The sequence below is a fragment of the Kribbella sp. NPDC049584 genome (genome assembly GCF_040675555.1).
In the GTDB taxonomy this organism is placed as follows: domain Bacteria; phylum Actinomycetota; class Actinomycetes; order Propionibacteriales; family Kribbellaceae; genus Kribbella.
Genome location: NZ_JBFAPF010000016.1, coordinates 84,088 through 100,284 on the forward strand (window position 1 = coordinate 84,088; position 16,197 = coordinate 100,284).

At 67.8% G+C, this 16,197-nt stretch carries 11 protein-coding genes; 5 read left to right on the forward strand and 6 right to left on the reverse strand.

The genetic code is table 11. The annotated features are described in order from the left end of the window. Positions 1-13: 13 nt before the first annotated feature. Entirely contained in the window at positions 14-3,166 is a 3,153-nt protein-coding gene (locus AB0J62_RS38425; protein WP_363882149.1) for a penicillin acylase family protein, read from the reverse strand. A gap of 229 nt (positions 3,167-3,395) precedes the next feature. On the opposite strand from AB0J62_RS38425, the gene AB0J62_RS38430 reads away from it, so the two are divergent. Next, positions 3,396-4,454 (forward strand): aminotransferase class V-fold PLP-dependent enzyme, encoded by a 1,059-nt coding sequence (locus AB0J62_RS38430; protein ID WP_363882413.1) that lies wholly within the window; start codon positions 3,396-3,398, stop codon positions 4,452-4,454. Positions 4,455-4,523: 69 nt separating this feature from the next. Here the strand turns inward: AB0J62_RS38430 and AB0J62_RS38435 are convergent, their stop codons facing one another. Continuing rightward, positions 4,524-6,539, reverse strand: a complete 2,016-nt coding sequence (locus AB0J62_RS38435; protein ID WP_363882151.1) for a DEAD/DEAH box helicase — start codon at positions 6,537-6,539, stop codon at positions 4,524-4,526. 445 nt (positions 6,540-6,984) lie between these two features. Between AB0J62_RS38435 and soxR the strand changes: the two genes are divergently transcribed. Both soxR and snpA read left to right on the forward strand, forming a co-directional pair. Then, positions 6,985-7,461 (forward strand): redox-sensitive transcriptional activator SoxR, encoded by a 477-nt coding sequence (gene soxR, locus AB0J62_RS38440; RefSeq protein ID WP_134105531.1) that lies wholly within the window; start codon positions 6,985-6,987, stop codon positions 7,459-7,461. A gap of 181 nt (positions 7,462-7,642) precedes the next feature. Then, complete coding sequence (snpA, locus tag AB0J62_RS38445) at positions 7,643-8,344, forward strand: snapalysin (protein WP_363882154.1); 702 nt, start codon at positions 7,643-7,645, stop codon at positions 8,342-8,344. A 56-nt stretch (positions 8,345-8,400) separates the two neighbouring features. On the opposite strand, the gene AB0J62_RS38450 is transcribed toward snpA, so the two are convergent. Beyond that, on the reverse strand, positions 8,401-9,429 hold the full coding sequence (locus tag AB0J62_RS38450) for a LacI family DNA-binding transcriptional regulator (protein WP_363882156.1): 1,029 nt from the start codon (positions 9,427-9,429) through the stop codon (positions 8,401-8,403). A 223-nt stretch (positions 9,430-9,652) separates the two neighbouring features. On the opposite strand from AB0J62_RS38450, the gene ugpC reads away from it, so the two are divergent. Further along, positions 9,653-10,732 (forward strand): sn-glycerol-3-phosphate ABC transporter ATP-binding protein UgpC, encoded by a 1,080-nt coding sequence (gene ugpC, locus AB0J62_RS38455; protein ID WP_363882158.1) that lies wholly within the window; start codon positions 9,653-9,655, stop codon positions 10,730-10,732. 20 nt (positions 10,733-10,752) lie between these two features. Here ugpC and AB0J62_RS38460 read toward each other — a convergent pair whose 3' ends face one another. Further along, positions 10,753-11,745: a glycosyltransferase family 2 protein gene (locus AB0J62_RS38460; protein ID WP_363882160.1), complete on the reverse strand. Its 993-nt coding sequence runs from the start codon at positions 11,743-11,745 to the stop codon at positions 10,753-10,755. Between the two features lie 30 nt (positions 11,746-11,775). On the opposite strand from AB0J62_RS38460, the gene AB0J62_RS38465 reads away from it, so the two are divergent. Next, positions 11,776-14,286 carry a YfhO family protein gene (locus AB0J62_RS38465; protein WP_363882162.1) on the forward strand — a complete coding sequence of 837 codons (2,511 nt, stop codon included), beginning with the start codon at positions 11,776-11,778 and terminating at the stop codon, positions 14,284-14,286. Here the strand turns inward: AB0J62_RS38465 and AB0J62_RS38470 are convergent. Together AB0J62_RS38470 and AB0J62_RS38475 are read right to left on the reverse strand one after the other, a co-directional pair. After that, complete coding sequence (locus AB0J62_RS38470) at positions 14,279-15,268, reverse strand: ABC transporter permease (RefSeq protein ID WP_363882164.1); 990 nt, start codon at positions 15,266-15,268, stop codon at positions 14,279-14,281. The two genes, AB0J62_RS38465 and AB0J62_RS38470, sit on opposite strands and share 8 nt — an antisense overlap. After that, positions 15,268-16,188 carry an ATP-binding cassette domain-containing protein gene (locus AB0J62_RS38475; protein ID WP_363882166.1) on the reverse strand — a complete coding sequence of 307 codons (921 nt, stop codon included), beginning with the start codon at positions 16,186-16,188 and terminating at the stop codon, positions 15,268-15,270. The genes AB0J62_RS38470 and AB0J62_RS38475 overlap by 1 nt, the downstream gene beginning before the upstream one ends. Positions 16,189-16,197 lie beyond the last annotated feature (9 nt).

Genomic DNA, 16,197 nt, shown 5'->3' on the forward strand with positions numbered 1-16,197 from the left:
AGGCCTCGGGGCATCACCATCTGAACACTTGGAACTCGTACAGCGAATACCCGTAAGAGGTCGCGCGCTGCGTCCCGGTGACACGGACATACCTCGCCTGGGCCGGCGCAAAACGCACCACGTCCTCGCCGCCGTCACCGGTCGTCGTCGCATATACCTGCTGCCAGGTCGACCCGTCCCGCGACACCTCCACCTTGTAGGACTTGCCGTACGCCGCCTCCCAGTCGAGCACCACCCGGCGTACCGTCTGCTCGTTGCCGAGGTCAACCTTCAGCCATTGCGGATCCGACCAGTCGCTCGCCCACCGGGTGTCCGACTTGCCGTCGACGGCCTGCGCCGGCGGCAAGTTGTACCAACCGCTCTCGTAACTGCTCGCCGTCGCGGTCTTCCCGACCGCCAGGTTGGTGACGTCGTCACCGCGCCGGGCCGGGAACTCGACGACCTGCTGGTACGTCGGTCGGTTGACCCACGCGATCCGGTCCTGCGTGATGCCACCCATCGGCTGATGCACGATCTGATCCGCGCAGAACTGGTCACCCGCGGCACAGTCCGCTGTTGCCGGGTACGTCGTCGCGGCCGGCACCTTGGTTGCCGCGAGCAATGTTTCCGTGAGAGTCGCGCGGCAGGCGGCCAGCGATCCGCTGCCGCAGTACGTCACTGGTTGGGCTGCCTTGACCGGGTCGCCGAGGACCTTGCGGATGTCCCGCTGGACGAAGCCCCACCAGCCGCTCTGGAACGACGAACCCTGTGCGCTGGGCCGTTCATCGATCTTGAGATTCGCGACCAGCGCGCCATACAGCTCTGGTCCGAGATCCTTGAACTCGGCGGGGACGAGCAGCGGCCACCAGGCATCGAGGATGCGGATGGCGTCGGCGTTGTCGTAGGTCTTCGACGACGCATTGGGGGTCTTGCGGTGAGCGCCGGCCTGTTGCCAGGCGGTCAGTTTGGCGACGGCATCGGCGACCGCCGGGTCGGTGATCGGTGCGGACTTCAGGACTCTGAGCAGACAGGGCAGGACCTGGTCGCCGCGCAGGTCGACCGTGGCCGCGTCCTCCATCGCCTCGACCAGCTTGCCGCGGGTGAACTTCTGTCCGCTGTCGATGACCGCCTTGATCCGGTCGTCGAGCGGCTGGCTGCGGTAGACCGCGTTGTAACCCCATTGCCCGTCCGAAGCGGAGTACCCGGGCGCTTGTTTGTTGTTCCAGCTGGTCAGGTAATCCTGGTTCACCACCTGCGGATGCTGCGCCGCCGGCGTGTACGTCGCGCGATTCGTGTCCGGGTTCCAGCCCTGCCACTCGTACGAGCTCCAGGTCGGGAGGTTCGGGTCGGCGCCTGCCGCGCGAACCGGGTTGTCGCCGGAGTTGAAGTACGCGATCGAATCCTTGTCGGTGTAGAACCAGTTGAACGTGTACCCGATGTTCGCGGCGGCCTGCTGGAAGTCGGCGGCCGAACGGATCCGGTCCGGGTCGTTGAACTGCATGAACCCGAGCGCCGACCCGGCCTCATTGCCGTACGTCGACCTGTTCTTCGTGAACAGCACCGGCGTGCCGCCGACGGTGCCACGGTGCGTGACGATGCCGTACTTGGTGCGCAGGGCAACCAATGTGTACGACCCCGCGGGTTCGGACGACCCGAGGCTGGCGTACCACGCGTTGTGCCGCTCGAGCCGCTCGATCGGAACGCATTGCCCGCGGAGCTCGTAGTACTGCGAGTTCTTCGTCGGCGTCGCGCCGTTCGGCTCACACAGCGGTACGGCGAACGTGTCGGTGATGTCCTGCCCCGCGGACGTTGCGCTCCACGAGTAGTCGGGGCCGCGGCCGATGAGCGTGTAGAAGTTGAGGCCGGCGAACGCGATGCCACGCGAGCTGACGCCCGGGCCTTGCAGCTCTTGGCGCATCAGCAGTTGCGGCGCGAAGTACCCGGTCTGCGGCCCGTAGACAGCGATCGGGTTGCCGCTCTGCGTGTGTGCGCCGGAGACCATCAGCGCGTTCGACATCCCCTTCTTGCCGAAGCCCTCCGGGAACAGGCCGGCGTCGAAGATCCCCTTCAACGAGTCCGAGCCCTTCGGCGCAGGTTTCGCGGCCGCCGTCTTGTTGGCGGTCTGGTCGATGACCTCGGGCTCTGCGGTGACCGAGCCGCGGTCGGGCATCGCGCGGCCGGCCGGGTTCGGGCCGGTCGTGCCATACGGGAAGGAGGTGCCGTTGTGCACCGTCGTGCTGGCTTCAGGATCGTTCTGGGAGCGGAAGGACTCCCACACTTTGGTGCCCTGGGCAACGCCGTACTTCGCCTGTGCTTCAAGCAATGCGAGCGCGGAAGTGACCTCCGCGCCACCGCCCGTGCCGAAGATGCCCGCGACAACTGCGGCAGTGGCGACGACATCCGTCACCTTCCAGTGCGGGGTCGGCCACTGCAGACCGAGAGCGACGTACTCACCGGGGTACGCGATGCCGACGGTGTCGATGTAGTGGTTGACGCCATCGACCCAGGCCTGGATGTCCTGCTGCATCTTCACGCCGTCGGCGCCGTACAGGTCGTCGGCGTCGTCGAACTGCCGCTGGAGATCAGCCTCGGTGTACGGCGCGGTGCGCCAGAACTCCTGCTCGAACTCGCGGTTCGCCGCCGCACCGCCCGCGAACGGTGTCAGCTGACCGCGACCGAGGTGACGAAACACGTCCATCACGAACAGCCGGTCCTGCGCCCCGGCGTAGCCGGCGCCGAACATCGTGCCGAGCCGTGTGGTGCCGGTGATGTGCGGGATGCCGCGCGACTTGTCCCGCACGATCGTGACGTCGCTGCGCGGATGGATCGTGCTCGCGACGTCGTCGGGTTTCACGCCGAACGACGAGTCGTCGTAGTACGGCGCGAGGCCGTCGTCGGTGATGCCTTGCGAGTTCCAGACTAGGTCCTGGTAGGGCTTGACCGTGTCGCTGAAGTGCGCGGGCCTGACGCCCAATGCCTTGAAAGCAAGGAGATCCGTGAAGGTCGCGTTGCCGTTCTGACCCGGCGGAAGGATGTCGCGACATTGCTCGAGGCAATAATCTCCGGGGGTCGCGGCAACGGCTTGTGGCGTTGCCTGGGTCGGCGCCGGCAGGGCCGCGAGGACGGCGGTGACGGCAGCGGCGGCGATCGTGATGCGAAGGCGGGTTCGGAGTGCGGGGCGGGGCACAGTTCCCTCCTCAGGTGGGGTAAAAGTGAGAATGACTCACCAGTAGTATTCGGGTCAAGAACTCACGTCCAGACTCTCGCCAATTGCTGTCCGTGACCACTACTGTCAGCTAGACCATGACAATCTCTCCATCAACGAGCGGAGCGAGTTGATGCAAAGGGACAGGGCGCATAACGCTCAGGGCAGGCTGGAGCGAAGCGGAAGCCTGTTTGAGCGTTATCGCTTGAGTGTGGTGATCAACGCCAAGGGGACGTTCACCCCGCTCGGGGTGTCCCGGAGTTCCGACGGGGTGGCGGAGGCTGTCGCACAGGCACTGCCCGAATTCTTCGTGATGGACGAGCTCGGCGACCGCGCCAGCGAGGCCATCGCACAGGTGACCGGCGCTCAGGCCGGCGCGGTCGTGCACTGCACCGCGGCCGGCATCACCCTCGCGGTCGCGGCCACGATGACCGGCGGCGACCCCCGGCGTACGGCGGCGTTGCCGGATGCAACGGACATGCACAACCGCGTCGTACTGCCGGCCTGTCACGTGGTCGACTACGGACACACCAACCTCCAGGGGATCCGGCTGGCCGGGGCGCAGGTCGATCTGGCCGGCGACGACGACGGTTGCACGATCGCCGAGCTGGAGGACGAGCTCGACGGGCCGGACGTGGCGTGCCTGATGCTGGTGTCATCGAGGCTGACCCGCGGCGAACCGATCGACCTCGTCGCCGCCGTCCGTGCCGCGCACCGTCGCGGCGTACCGGCGATCGTCGATGCGGCCGCGCAGTTCCCGCGGATCGCGGACCTGCTGGCGACCGGCGCGGATCTGGTGCTGGTCAGCGGGCAGAAGTACCTCGGCTCGCCGACCGCGGGGCTCGTCGCGGGGAGTTGGCCGCTGGTGCAGGCGCTGCGGGCCCAGGAGAAGGGCATCGGGCGGGTGATGAAGCCGACGAAGGAAGCGATCATCGGCGTACTCGCGGCCCTCGAGGAGTGGCAGGCGTTCGACCGGGTGAAGTGGGAGGCCGACGAGCTCGCGAAGGTCGACGCGTTCGTCGCCGCGGCGTCCCGGATCCCCGATGTCACCGCCGAGGTGGTCAAGGACCCGACCGGGTTGCAGGTCTCCCGGGTCCTGCTCAAGGTCGCCGACGCGAAGCGCGTCGCGACCGAGCTCGAGGCCGGTACGCCGTCGATCTACGTGATGACCGACCGGATGTCCGAAGGCGAACTCATGCTGGAGCTGGTTCCCCTCACCGCCGAGGAGATCGACGCGATCCTCGCCCGGTTGTGGGCCGTGCTGACCTGAGGCTGACACAACGAACGGTGGGCCGGCACAGGTTGTTTCCTGTGCCGGCCCACCGTTCGTGTGTCAGCGTCAGTGCTGGTACGACTTGCGCGGGCCGCTGCGGCGGGGGCCGCCGTTGCCGCCCTGACCGCGACCCGGACGGCTGCTGCCGCCGAACCGCTTGCCGCCCTTGGCGAAGCGCTGCGGCTTCGGAGCCGGCAGCTTCACCGGGTAGCCGGACGGCTTGGTGCCGCCGGTCAGCTCGGTGACCAGCTCGTCACCCGGACGGGCCCGAACCGGCTCGGCCTTGACGCCGGCGGTCTCGGCCATCCGGATCATCCCGCGCCGCTGGTGCGGCAGGACGAGCGTGACGACGGCGCCCTTGCCGCCGGCCCGCGCCGTCCGACCGGCACGGTGCAGGTAGTCCTTGTGCTCGGCCGGCGGGTCAGCCTGGACCACCAGGCCGACGTCGTCGACGTGGATGCCACGGGCCGCGACATCCGTTGCCACGAGCACCGGCACCGAACCGTCCTTGAACTGGTCCAGCGTGCGGTTCCGGACACCCTGGGTCAGGCCGCCGTGCAGCGCCGCGGCCATCACGCCACGGTCACGGAGCTGGGTGGCGATCCGGTCGGCTCCCAGCTTGGTCCGGACGAACACGATGGTCCGGCCGTCACGGCTGGCGAGCTCAGCGGTCAGCGACTGCTTGTGACCCGGCTCGATCACGAGGAGGTGGTGCTCCATCGTGCTCACCGAGGCCTGACCGGACTCGGTCGAGTGCTGCACCGGGTCCTTCAGGTAGGTCTTCACGATCTTGTCGACGTCGTTGTCCAGCGTCGCCGAGAACAGCAGGCGCTGACCTTCCGGCGGCGTCATGTCGAGCAGCGTGGTGACCGCCGGCATGAAGCCCATGTCGCACATGTGGTCGGCCTCGTCGAGGACCGCGACCTCCACAGCGCCCAGGTCGGCCGCACCCTGCTCGCACAGGTCGATCAGGCGGCCCGGCGTGGCGATCAGCAGGTCGACGCCACGACGGAGCGCGTCGATCTGCTTCGGGTACGGAAGACCGCCGGCGATCAGCTTGAGCGACACGTTCATCACGTGCGCGAGCGGCTCGAGGGCGTCGTGCACCTGCATCGCGAGCTCACGGGTCGGGACCAGGATCATCCCGCGCGGGCGGCGCGACTCGGTGTGGCCGCCGGCCAGGCGCATCAGCGTCGGGAGCCCGAAGCCGAGGGTCTTGCCGGAACCGGTCTGACCGCGGCCGAGCACGTCCTTGCCGGCCAGCGCGTCCGGAATGGTCGCGGCCTGGATCGGGAACGGCGCGGTGATGCCGTCGCGGGCCAGCCGCTGCACGAGCCGCGGCGCGAGACCGAGCGCGGCGAACTGGTTGTCATCGGCAACAGTGCCGAGGTCGACGACCGGCTCCTCGCGGGGGGCCTGCTCCTCGCGGCGCGCCTCCTGCGACGCACGCCGGACGAACGGCTTGTCGTCGCGGCGGTAGGACGAACGGTCGTCACGCTGGTACGACGGACGCTCGCTGCGCTCGAACCGGGGACGCTCGTCGCGGTCGAACCGCGGCTTGTCGTCACGCCGGTACTGCGGCCGGTCGCCACGGTCGTCGCGGCGGTCGGTGCGCTCGGGCCGGTTGTACTGCGGCTTGTCGCCACGGCTGTACTGCGGCCGGTCGTCCCGGTTGTAGCGCGGACGCTCGTCCCGGTTGTCCCGGTTGTCCCGGCTGTACTGCGGGCGGTCGTCACGACGCGGCGCCGGACGGTCGTTCCGGTTGTCGCGGTTGTACTGCGGACGGTCGTCGCGGTTGTACTGCGGACGGTCGTCGCGGTTGCGGTTCTCGTAGCGCGGGCGCTCGTCGCGGCTGCGGTCGTCGCGGCCACGCTCGTCGGCGCGGTCATAGCTGCGCTGGCCGCGGTCCGGGCGGGGCTCCTCGGAGCGGTAGCCCTTCACCGGCTTGCGGTCCTCGCGCGGTGCGTCGTACGAGGCGTTCGCGGCGAGGCGCTCGCCGTACGACTGGTTCTGGTACTTCTTGTGTCGGGGCTTCTTGGCCCGCCCGTCGGCGGACTCGTCCTGCTGGTGGTGCTGGGTCACGCAAACTCTCTCTCAGTTTCACGGACGAATGGCGCCGGATCGCAGCCGCAACGAAGGTCCGGTCACGAAAACGGGACCGGACAACGTGCTCAGCAGGAGACGGGCATCGACCTGCGGGTGCTATCGCGTTGCACCCATGTCGCCGGACTCTCAGCGGATGCTGAAACCGACGGGTCGGAGCGCCTGGGAACATCTCTGGTGACGCGACGCGCGCACCGACACCAGAAAAGTATAACCGATCGTGACCGTTGCCCTGACCAGCCACTCGACCGGAAGACCACCGACACGACTGGTCTTGCGGACCTCCGGCACTGACCAAGCCGGCCGCCGGTCACGTGCCCCCGCTCAGCCGCCGCCGGATCCGGCAGTTGATCAGTGCTGGAGATCCGCCCGGCCACACTTCAAGGGCGCTTGAGTTCTTGGAACGCCGTCCTAGGGTGTCGATATGGCGGAGGAGAACGTCCCCAGCAAGGAGCACTGGCTCTCGATCGGGGAGATCGCACATCGGTCCGGGGTGGCGGCGTCGGCGTTACGGTTCTACGAGGACCAAGGCCTGATCGCGTCCCGGCGTACGGCCGGCAACCAGCGTCAGTACCAGCGGAGCACGCTGCGGCGGATCGCGTTCGTGCAGGCGGCCCAGCGGGTCGGACTCGCGCTCGCGGAGATCAAGAACGCACTGGACTCGCTCCCGGAGGACCGGACGCCGACCCGCGCCGACTGGAGCAAGCTGTCGAAGACGTGGCGCAACCGTCTCGACGAACGTATCGCCGAGCTCGAGCGGCTCCGCGACGACCTCGACAGCTGTATCGGCTGCGGCTGCCTCAGCCTCCAGCGCTGCAACCTCTACAACAAGGAGGACCGCCTGGCCACCCGAGGCCCCGGCGCCCGCCTCCTCAACGTCGGCATCCCCGGCGAGGCCTGACCACCGCTGAACCCATAACCCGGCCGTTATGGGCGGCATAGAACGGCGGGCGTGGTGCGCGGGTTATCCCGTGGGTTTTCTGCGATGTGATGCGGAATTCCTGGGCGCTTGGGAGCATCCGATGGTGGCGATCGGTAATCCGCCCGTCGCTATCCGCCACCGATTCGGAGTGAGGCCCTCCATGTCGCATCGCCGTATCCTGACCAGTCTCGCGGGGCTTGCCGCCGCCGCGCTGGCCGTGCCCGCGTTGGCAGCGTCCCCCTCGACTGCCGCGCCGGCCCCTGACAGCTCGCACGTCTCGACTGCCGCCACCCGCGCGGCGTACGTCGGCTCGCCGCAGGACGAAGCCGCCACCAAGGCGTTCTACGACGCCGTGATGAAGTCCGCCCGCGCCAAGATGGCCAAGCAGGCACAGCGTGGTCCAGGTTCGGCCGGCCAGAAGGTCACCGCGGTCACGGTCACGTACGCCGTCGACGCGCCGACCTTCGCGTCCCAGATCGCGTCCAGCTCGTCGATCTGGAACTCGAGCGTCAGCAACGTGAAGCTCGTCGAGGGCAGCAACTACGACTTCTACTACACCGAGGGCAACGACCCGCGCGGTTCGTACGCCTCCACGGACGGCCACGGCAGCGGCTACGTCTTCATCGACTATGCCCAGTCCCAGCAGTACGACAGGACCCGCATCGTCGCCCACGAGACCGGCCACGTCCTCGGTCTGCCCGACCACTACTCGGGCCCGTGCTCCGAACTGATGTCCGGCGGCGGCCCCGGCCCGTCCTGCACCAACCCGTACCCGAACGCCACCGAGCGCTCCAAGGTCAACGCCCTCTGGGCCAACGGCTTCGCCAACGCAGGCAAGGCCGCCTTCCACACCTCCAAGTAACCCCAAACCTCCGGCCCGGAACCGCCCGGCAGGGGACGGTTTCCGGGCCGGAGCCCTCAGGTGTCCCTTCTGACCGGGCCTGTTGAGCCGCGGACGACGAGTTCGGGGCGGAACAGGAACTCGGTGTGGGGGGTGGCGTGACCGCGGACCTCTTCGAGCAAGGACTGCACCGCGGCAAGCCCCATCGCCTGCACCGGTTGGCGGATCGTGGTCATCGGGGGGTCGGTGAATTCCATCATCGGGGCGTCGTCGTAGCCGACCACCGAGATGTCGCCTGGTACGGCGAGGCCGCGCTGGCGGGCGGCACGAATCACGCCCAGAGCCATCATGTCGGAGCCGCAGACGACCGCTGTGACCTGCGCGTCGAGCAACTGCCGGCCCGCGGCCTCGCCGCCCTCGACGCCGAACATGCTCAGCGCGACCATCGGATCGATGTCCTCGTCCGACACTCCCAGTTGCGCCTTCATCGAGGTCCGGTACCCGGTGAGTTTGCGTTGGACGACGATGAACCGCTCCGGCCCGGAGGCGAACCCGATCCGGCGGTGGCCGAGGGCAACGAGATGCGCGACCGCCAGTTCCATCGCGGCGTACTCGTCCGACGACACGAACGGCGCCTCGACCGACGGCAGCCAGCCGTTCACGAACACCACCGGCAGTCGCCGGTCCACCAGCGCCTGGTACCGGGCGTGGTCCGCGCCGGTGTCGGCGTGCAGGCCGGAGACGAAGATGATTCCGGAGACACCGCGCTCGAGCAGCATCTCGACGTACTCCTCCTCCGTCGCTCCGGAGGGTGACTGCGTACAGAGCACCGGGGTGAAGCCGCGCTGGGACAGCGCGGACTCGATCACCTGGGCGAACGCCGGGAAGATCGGGTTGATCAGCTCCGGCATCACCAGCCCGATCAGGCCCGCCGACCGCCGCCGCAACCGGGTCGGCCGTTCGAACCCGAGTACGTCGAGCGCGGTCAGGACGGACTGTTTGGTCTCGTCCGCCACCCCCGGCTTGCCGTTCAGTACCCGCGAGACCGTCGCCTCGCTGACCCCCGCCTTGGCCGCGATATCCGCCAGCCGTGCTCTGCTGCTCACGCCCGGCACTGTACCCAGCTCACACCTGACATTTCAGCAAGATCCTGCAAGAACTTGCAGACTGCGCGTGGATGTCCACAACGTGAACAGAATGGACACGTCACACGCCGCATACCTTGTCAGGACGAGCGGGCCAGGCGAGGATAGGCGGACTCCCCCGCCTCGGGGGTGCCTTTACTCGGATCGTCCGGCACGTTCCTGCCGGTGAAGGGAAGAAATCGTCATGGCTACTGTTTCGTTCAAGGCGGCGACCCGGATCTACCCCGGTTCTGACACGCCCGCCGTCGACAAGCTCAACCTCGAGATCGAGGACGGCGAGTTCATGGTGCTCGTCGGCCCGTCGGGTTGTGGTAAGTCCACCTCGCTCCGGATGCTCGCCGGCCTCGAAGAGGTCAACGAGGGTTCGATCTACATCGGCGACCGCGACGTCACGCACCGTCCGCCGAAGGAGCGGGACATCGCGATGGTGTTCCAGAACTACGCGCTGTACCCGCACATGTCGGTCGCCGACAACATGGGCTTCGCGCTGAAGATGCAGGGCGTGTCCAAGGAGGACCGCGCCAAGCGCGTGATGGAGGCCGCCAAGCTGCTCGGCCTGGAGGAGTACCTGGAGCGCAAGCCGAAGGCCCTCTCCGGTGGTCAGCGTCAGCGTGTCGCCATGGGTCGCGCGATCGTGCGTAACCCGCAGGTCTTCCTGATGGACGAGCCGCTGTCGAACCTCGACGCCAAGCTGCGGGTGCAGACCCGTACGCAGATCGCCGAGCTGCAGCAGCGTCTCGGTGTCACGACCGTGTACGTCACGCACGACCAGGTCGAGGCCATGACGATGGGCGACCGGGTGGCCGTCCTCAAGGACGGTCTGCTCCAGCAGGTCGACACCCCGCTGAACCTGTACGACAACCCGAAGAACAAGTTCGTCGCGGGCTTCATCGGTTCGCCGGCGATGAACCTGCTGACCGCCGACATCACCGACGGCGGCGCGAAGCTCGGCGACTACACCATCCCGATCGACCGCTCGGTGCTGGCCAAGGCCGGTAGCGACAAGACCCTGACCGTTGGCGTTCGCCCGGAGGCGTTCAAGGTCGCCGACGAGGGTCTGCCGGTGAAGGTCGCCGTGGTCGAGGAGCTCGGCGCCGACGCGTACCTGTACGGCACCGCGGAGCACTCCGGCGAGCACCAGCAGATCGTTGCTCGCATCGACGCCCGGATGCCGGTCGAGAAGGGTTCGACCATTCGCCTGGCGGCGGTACCGGAGAAGCTGCACCTGTTCTCCACCTCCACCGAGGAGCGGCTCAGCGCCTGATCTGCTCGCGGTTGCGGGTTCTACCGGCCCCTGGTGGTTTCTCCACCGGGGGCCGGCCGCTTTTCGAGTCGGTCGACCGGGTTCATGTTGGTCTGCTTGAGCAGGTAGTGCGGGCGTTTCTTCGCCTCGTAGTAGATCCGGCCGATGTACTCGCCGATCACGCCGAGCATCACCATCTGCAGGCCGCCGAGCCCGGTGATCGCCGCGATCAGCGTCACGTACCCCGGCATGTCGACCCCGTGCAGGAGCGCGGCCACGAGCACCCAGATCGCGTATCCGGCGGCGACCGCGGTCAGCAGCAGGCCGACGTAGATCGCCATCCGCAGCGGCTTGTTGTTGAACGACAGCAGCCCGTCGAGCCCGTACTCGAGCAGTCGCCGGAACGTCCAGCGGCTCTTCCGGTCCGGCGCCGCCTTCACGTTGTCGTACTCGAACAGGATCGACTCGAAGCCGATCCAGGCGAACAGCCCTTTCGAGAAACGGTTGTACTCGTTCAGCTCGAGCAGCCCGTCGACCGCGCGCCGCGACAGCAGCCGAAAGTCGCCGACCCCGTCGGTCAGCTCCACATCGGCCCATTTGTTGATCAACCAGTAGTAGGCCCGAGCCAAGAACGTCCGGGTGGCGGGGTCGCCGGTGCGGTTCCGCCGGGCGATGACCTGGTCGAAACCGCGTTCGTACTCCTCCAGCATCCGGCCGATCAGTTCCGGCGGGTGCTGCAGGTCGGCGTCCATGATCACGACCGCGTCGCCGGTGGCGTACCGCAGGCCGGCCAGCATCGCGGACTCCTTGCCGAAGTTGCGGCTGAAGGACAGATAACGGACCGACTCGTCGGCGGCTGCCAACCCGACGAGGGCCTCGAGCGTCCCATCACTGCTGCCGTCGTCGACGTACACGATCTCGTACGGCCGGCCGGAGGCAGACAGTTCGCGGCTGAGCGCCTCGTGGAACCGGTTGACCACCTCGACCTCGTTGTAACACGGCACCACTAGGCTCAGGCGCGTTGTCGGGCTCATGCGCAACTTCCAGAAAGGGCAGGGGGATCGGTGGCCTCAGCGGACGGCGAATCACCAAAGGCAGTGCGGCGACGTTCGGCGTTGCTGCCCGCCGTCGTCGCCTTCGTCGTCGTGGCGGCGGTGTTCGCCACCTCCGGCATCATCCGCGGTACCTATCCCTTCGGTTCGCTGTCGCGCAGTACCAACGATCTTGGCACGCAGTACGTCCCCTTCTTCGCCCACCTGTGGGACATCCTGCACGGCCGGGCCCAGGGTGACCTGCTGTTCAACTGGCAGAGCGCGTTCGGGGTCGGCTTCCTGGCCGACCTCGGGGTCGATCTCGGCAGCCCATTGTCCCTGCTCGTGGGGCTGTTCCCCCGCCACCAGATCGACCTGGCCGTCTACGTCATCACCACCCTGAAGCTGAGCCTGGCCGCGGCCGCGATGGCGGCCCTGCTGATGAAGCTGCGTCCAGGTCCCCGCTGGGTTGCCGCGATGCTGGGCGTTTCGTACGGCGTCTGCGGCTGGGCGCTCGACGACGGATCGTACGTGCCGATGTGGCTGGACGGCCTGATCGCGCTGCCGATGTTCTTCATGGTCGCGGAGTGGTCACTGCGCCGGACCAACCGGCTGCTCAGTGTGCTGGTGGTCGGCCTGTTCTGGCTGTCCAACTTCTACACCGCCTACATGGCAACGATCGCGGGTGGGATCTACCTGCTCGCCCGGCTGCTCACCAGCGATATCGGCTGGTCGCTGCGGCTGCGGGCGATCCTGCGGCACGGCATCTCGTTCGTGCTCGGCATGGCCTTGGTCGCGCCCATCCTGCTACCGATCATCATGACGAACCGCGCCGCAACGCCGTCACCGTCCGGGATCTTCCACCCGTCCGCGCTGGACATCTTCCTGTCCCGCCTGTTGCCGTTGTCCGAGGGCGTCGGCCGGACGGCGAGCCTGTACGTCGGAACCGTCGCGCTGCTGCTCGCGCTGACGATGCCGTTCAACAAGTTCGTGCCGTGGCTGACCAAGCTCGTCTGGGTGATCACGACCGTCCTGATCGCGTTGTCGTTCAGGTGGCCGCCCACACAGGAGTTCTGGCACGCGTTCGACACCCCGAACGGCAGCCAGTACCGCGAGGCGTTCGTGCTCTGCGGCGTGATCGTGGTGCTCGCGTGGATCTCTGTCTCGCACAAGTTGCCAGGCCCGATCGCGCTGCTCGGCGGCGGTGCGTTGCTCGCGCTGATCGCCGTACTGTCCGACGACAGCCCGTTGCTGACCAGGCATTGGTTGCTCGTGCTGATCGGGTCCGGAGTCGCGACTTTGGTTGTCTTCGGCACCATTTGGACGCTGCGCCGGTTCACGAGCACCCGGCGGGTCAAATGGCCGGTGGCGGCGGCATTCGGCGTACTGCTGGTGGTTGTGGCGGTGGAGACCACGTGGACCGCGGTGGTCACCGACGAGCGGCGCGCGCGGGTGCTCGGCGCGTCGGCCGCGGCGTGGGACGACAAGCAGACAGCGCGGTACGACGCGCTCCGGGCGTTGGGCGCGTGGCCGAAGTACCGGACCGAGCCGGGTACGTCGATCACACCGAACGACCCGATCCTGCTCGGCGGGCAGGGCGCCGGCCTGTACAGCAGCCTGTTGCCGGAGTCGGTGAACGAGACGCTGACCAGTCTCGGTTTCGGCTGGTCCGGGTACGGCCGCGCGTCGCGCACTCTCGACAACCCGGTCACCGACGCGATCTTCTCGGTCGGCGCCCGGATGCGGCTCGTCGGCACCGGGCAACCGAGCATCACCCGGTCCGATGCACCGCCGCTCGTGACGGTACGGCGACGGCTCGGCGCGACGGCCGACGTCGACACCAATGCGCCGAACGCGTATGCGATCCAGGAGCGGCTGCTCGGGAGCACGGTGTACGAAGTCCCGAAGTACAAGGGGACGCGGTTCGAGACCGGTGACGTCAAGCTGGTCGGGGCGTGCACTCCCGGTACGTCGGTGTACCTGTTCATGCCGCGGGTCGGCGGGCGGGCTCGACTGGCTGACGGGAAGTGGCACGAGCTGAGCGCGACACGGCGGCCGGGGATCAACACGAGCAGCGCGATGGTCGAGCTCGGCTCCGTGCCGAAGACCGGGGTGGTGCTGATCGAGCTCAACTTCGGCGACGACCCGCAGGGTATCCCGCCGTCCAGCGCGATCGGATGCCTCAACGAGCAGGAGCTCGCGAAGGCGATCCGGCGGCTGCGGGCGAGCGGAGCGACCGATGTGGAGGCCGGCGGTCATTCCCTGCACGCGACACTGCGGCCCGGCAGCACGGGGTACGCCGTGGTCGCCGTACCGAAGATCGACGGGTGGAAGTGTTCGGTCGGCGGCGGAAAGGCTCAGGTGCCGCGGGATTACGGCGGGCTGATTGCTGTTCCGTTGACGGGTAGCGCGGACCGCGTCGACTGCACTTTTGTACCGCCCGGGCTACGTCGTGGACTGGCGATCGGCGGGGCCGCCGCCGTACTCACGCTCGGGATCGTGCTCCTCGGAGCGCTACGACGGCGGCGGCGCGTCGCTAGTTGACGTCGCGGCGGTGGAAAACCCATCCGCCGAGCACGATGGCGAGGACGGCGAGGATAGCCAGGTACCAGGCGCCGTGCTCGAACGACAGCGTCTTCGGGACGTAGTCGCAGACGTAGCTGCCGTCGCTGCCGGTCTTGCATTCGGTGACGTAGTACTGCGCGTCGTGGCGGACGAAGGCGTCGAAGTTGACCTTCACGAGCCATGGCTGCGCCTTCTGCAGGAAGGCGGCGAACACGCCCTCGGCAAGGACCAGGTACGCCATCACCAGGCCGATCGCGGCCGCCGTGTGCCGGAGTAGCAGGCCGACGATGGAACCGAGAGCGGCCGCCAGCGCGGTCGTCAGAACGGCCCGACCGCCGATCGCGCTGAGATCTCCCCAGGTCTTTCGTGTTGTCCCGGCAGTGTCACCGAGGTGGTCGACGATCAGGAACGTGCCGAGCAGCACGATCGCGAGCACCACCGCGGCGATCGGCACGAAGCCGGTCGCGGCCGCGAGCAGCTTGCTGCCGTAGACCCGGAGCCGGCGCGGTTCGAACGTCAACCAGTTGCCGATGGCACCGGAACTGAACTCGGCGCCGACGAAGCTGGCCCCGATCAGGAACGCAGCGAAGGCCAGGAAGTACGACGATCCTTGCAGCAGACCGGGCATGACCTGGGCGAACACCGTCGGCGGTTTGCCGAAGTCCTCGAGCTTGGGCTCCGGGTAAGAGCACATGTCGTCGACCGTCGGCTTCGGGTCGGGCTGGGTCTTCCAGTCCTCCTCGCATTGCGCGCGGTTCTCGGCCGCGTTGTCGACCCAGTCCTGGTGAGCCAGCTGGAAGTGGCGCTCGGCCTGCTGCTGTTCGGCCGCGGAGAGCGGCCGCGCGTCGAACCAGGTCGCTACCAGCAGTAGCGCGGTAATCAGGAGAAGTCCGGCGATACCGATCAGTGTGAGCCGGCGGGCGGTCAGGCGGCGGAGTTCGACCTTGGTCAGTCGGATCATCACAAACCCTCGCCTTCGGTCAGCTCGAGGAAGACGGACTCCAGATCGGCACGGACCGGGACGAGCTCCGACACGTACAACTCCTGGTGCGCGAGACGGCGGGTCACGTCGGCCGGGTCGGCCGCACCTTCGACGAGCAGGTAGTTGCCATCGGCCCGCACGGTCATGCCGGCCGCGGTCAGGATGCGGGTCGCGGCCTCGTGGTTGCCTATAGCAACCTTCACTGTCGGCGCCGTACTGCCGCCGATGACCTCGGCAACGGTTCCTGAGGCGAGAAGCCGGCCGTGGCCGATGATCGACACGGTGTCAGCGACCTGCTCGACCTCGGCCAGGATGTGGCTGCTGACGAGGACCGTCTTGCCCTGGTCGCCGAGGCCGCGCATGGTCTCGCGGATCTCCCTGATGCCGGCCGGGTCGAGGCCGTTGGTCGGCTCGTCGAAGATCAGCAGGTCGGGCTGTTTCAGCAACGTGGCAGCGATCGCGAGGCGCTGCTTCATACCAAGCGAGTACGAGCGGAAACGGTCGTTGCCGCGTTCCCCCAATGAGGTCTGCTCGAGCACTTCGCCGACGCGCGTCCTCGGAGCACCGATCGCCTCGGCAAGCAGCTCAAGATTCTTCCGGCCAGTGAATGCCGGGAAGAACTTCGGCGACTCCACGATCGCGCCAACCCGGCCGACCACCTCGGGCAGCTGCGCCGGCACCGTCTTGCCGAACACCGTCATCGTGCCCGCATCCGAACGGACGAGCCCCAGGAGCATCCGGATCGAGGTCGTCTTCCCCGAACCATTCGGCCCCAGAAACCCGTGCACACCACCGATCGGTACGTCGAGATCCAGCCCCTGCACCGCGACCACCTTGCGCCCCCGCCGGGTCCGATACGTCTTACGCAACCCACGCGTACTGATGGCCACGTCGGACATCCACACCCC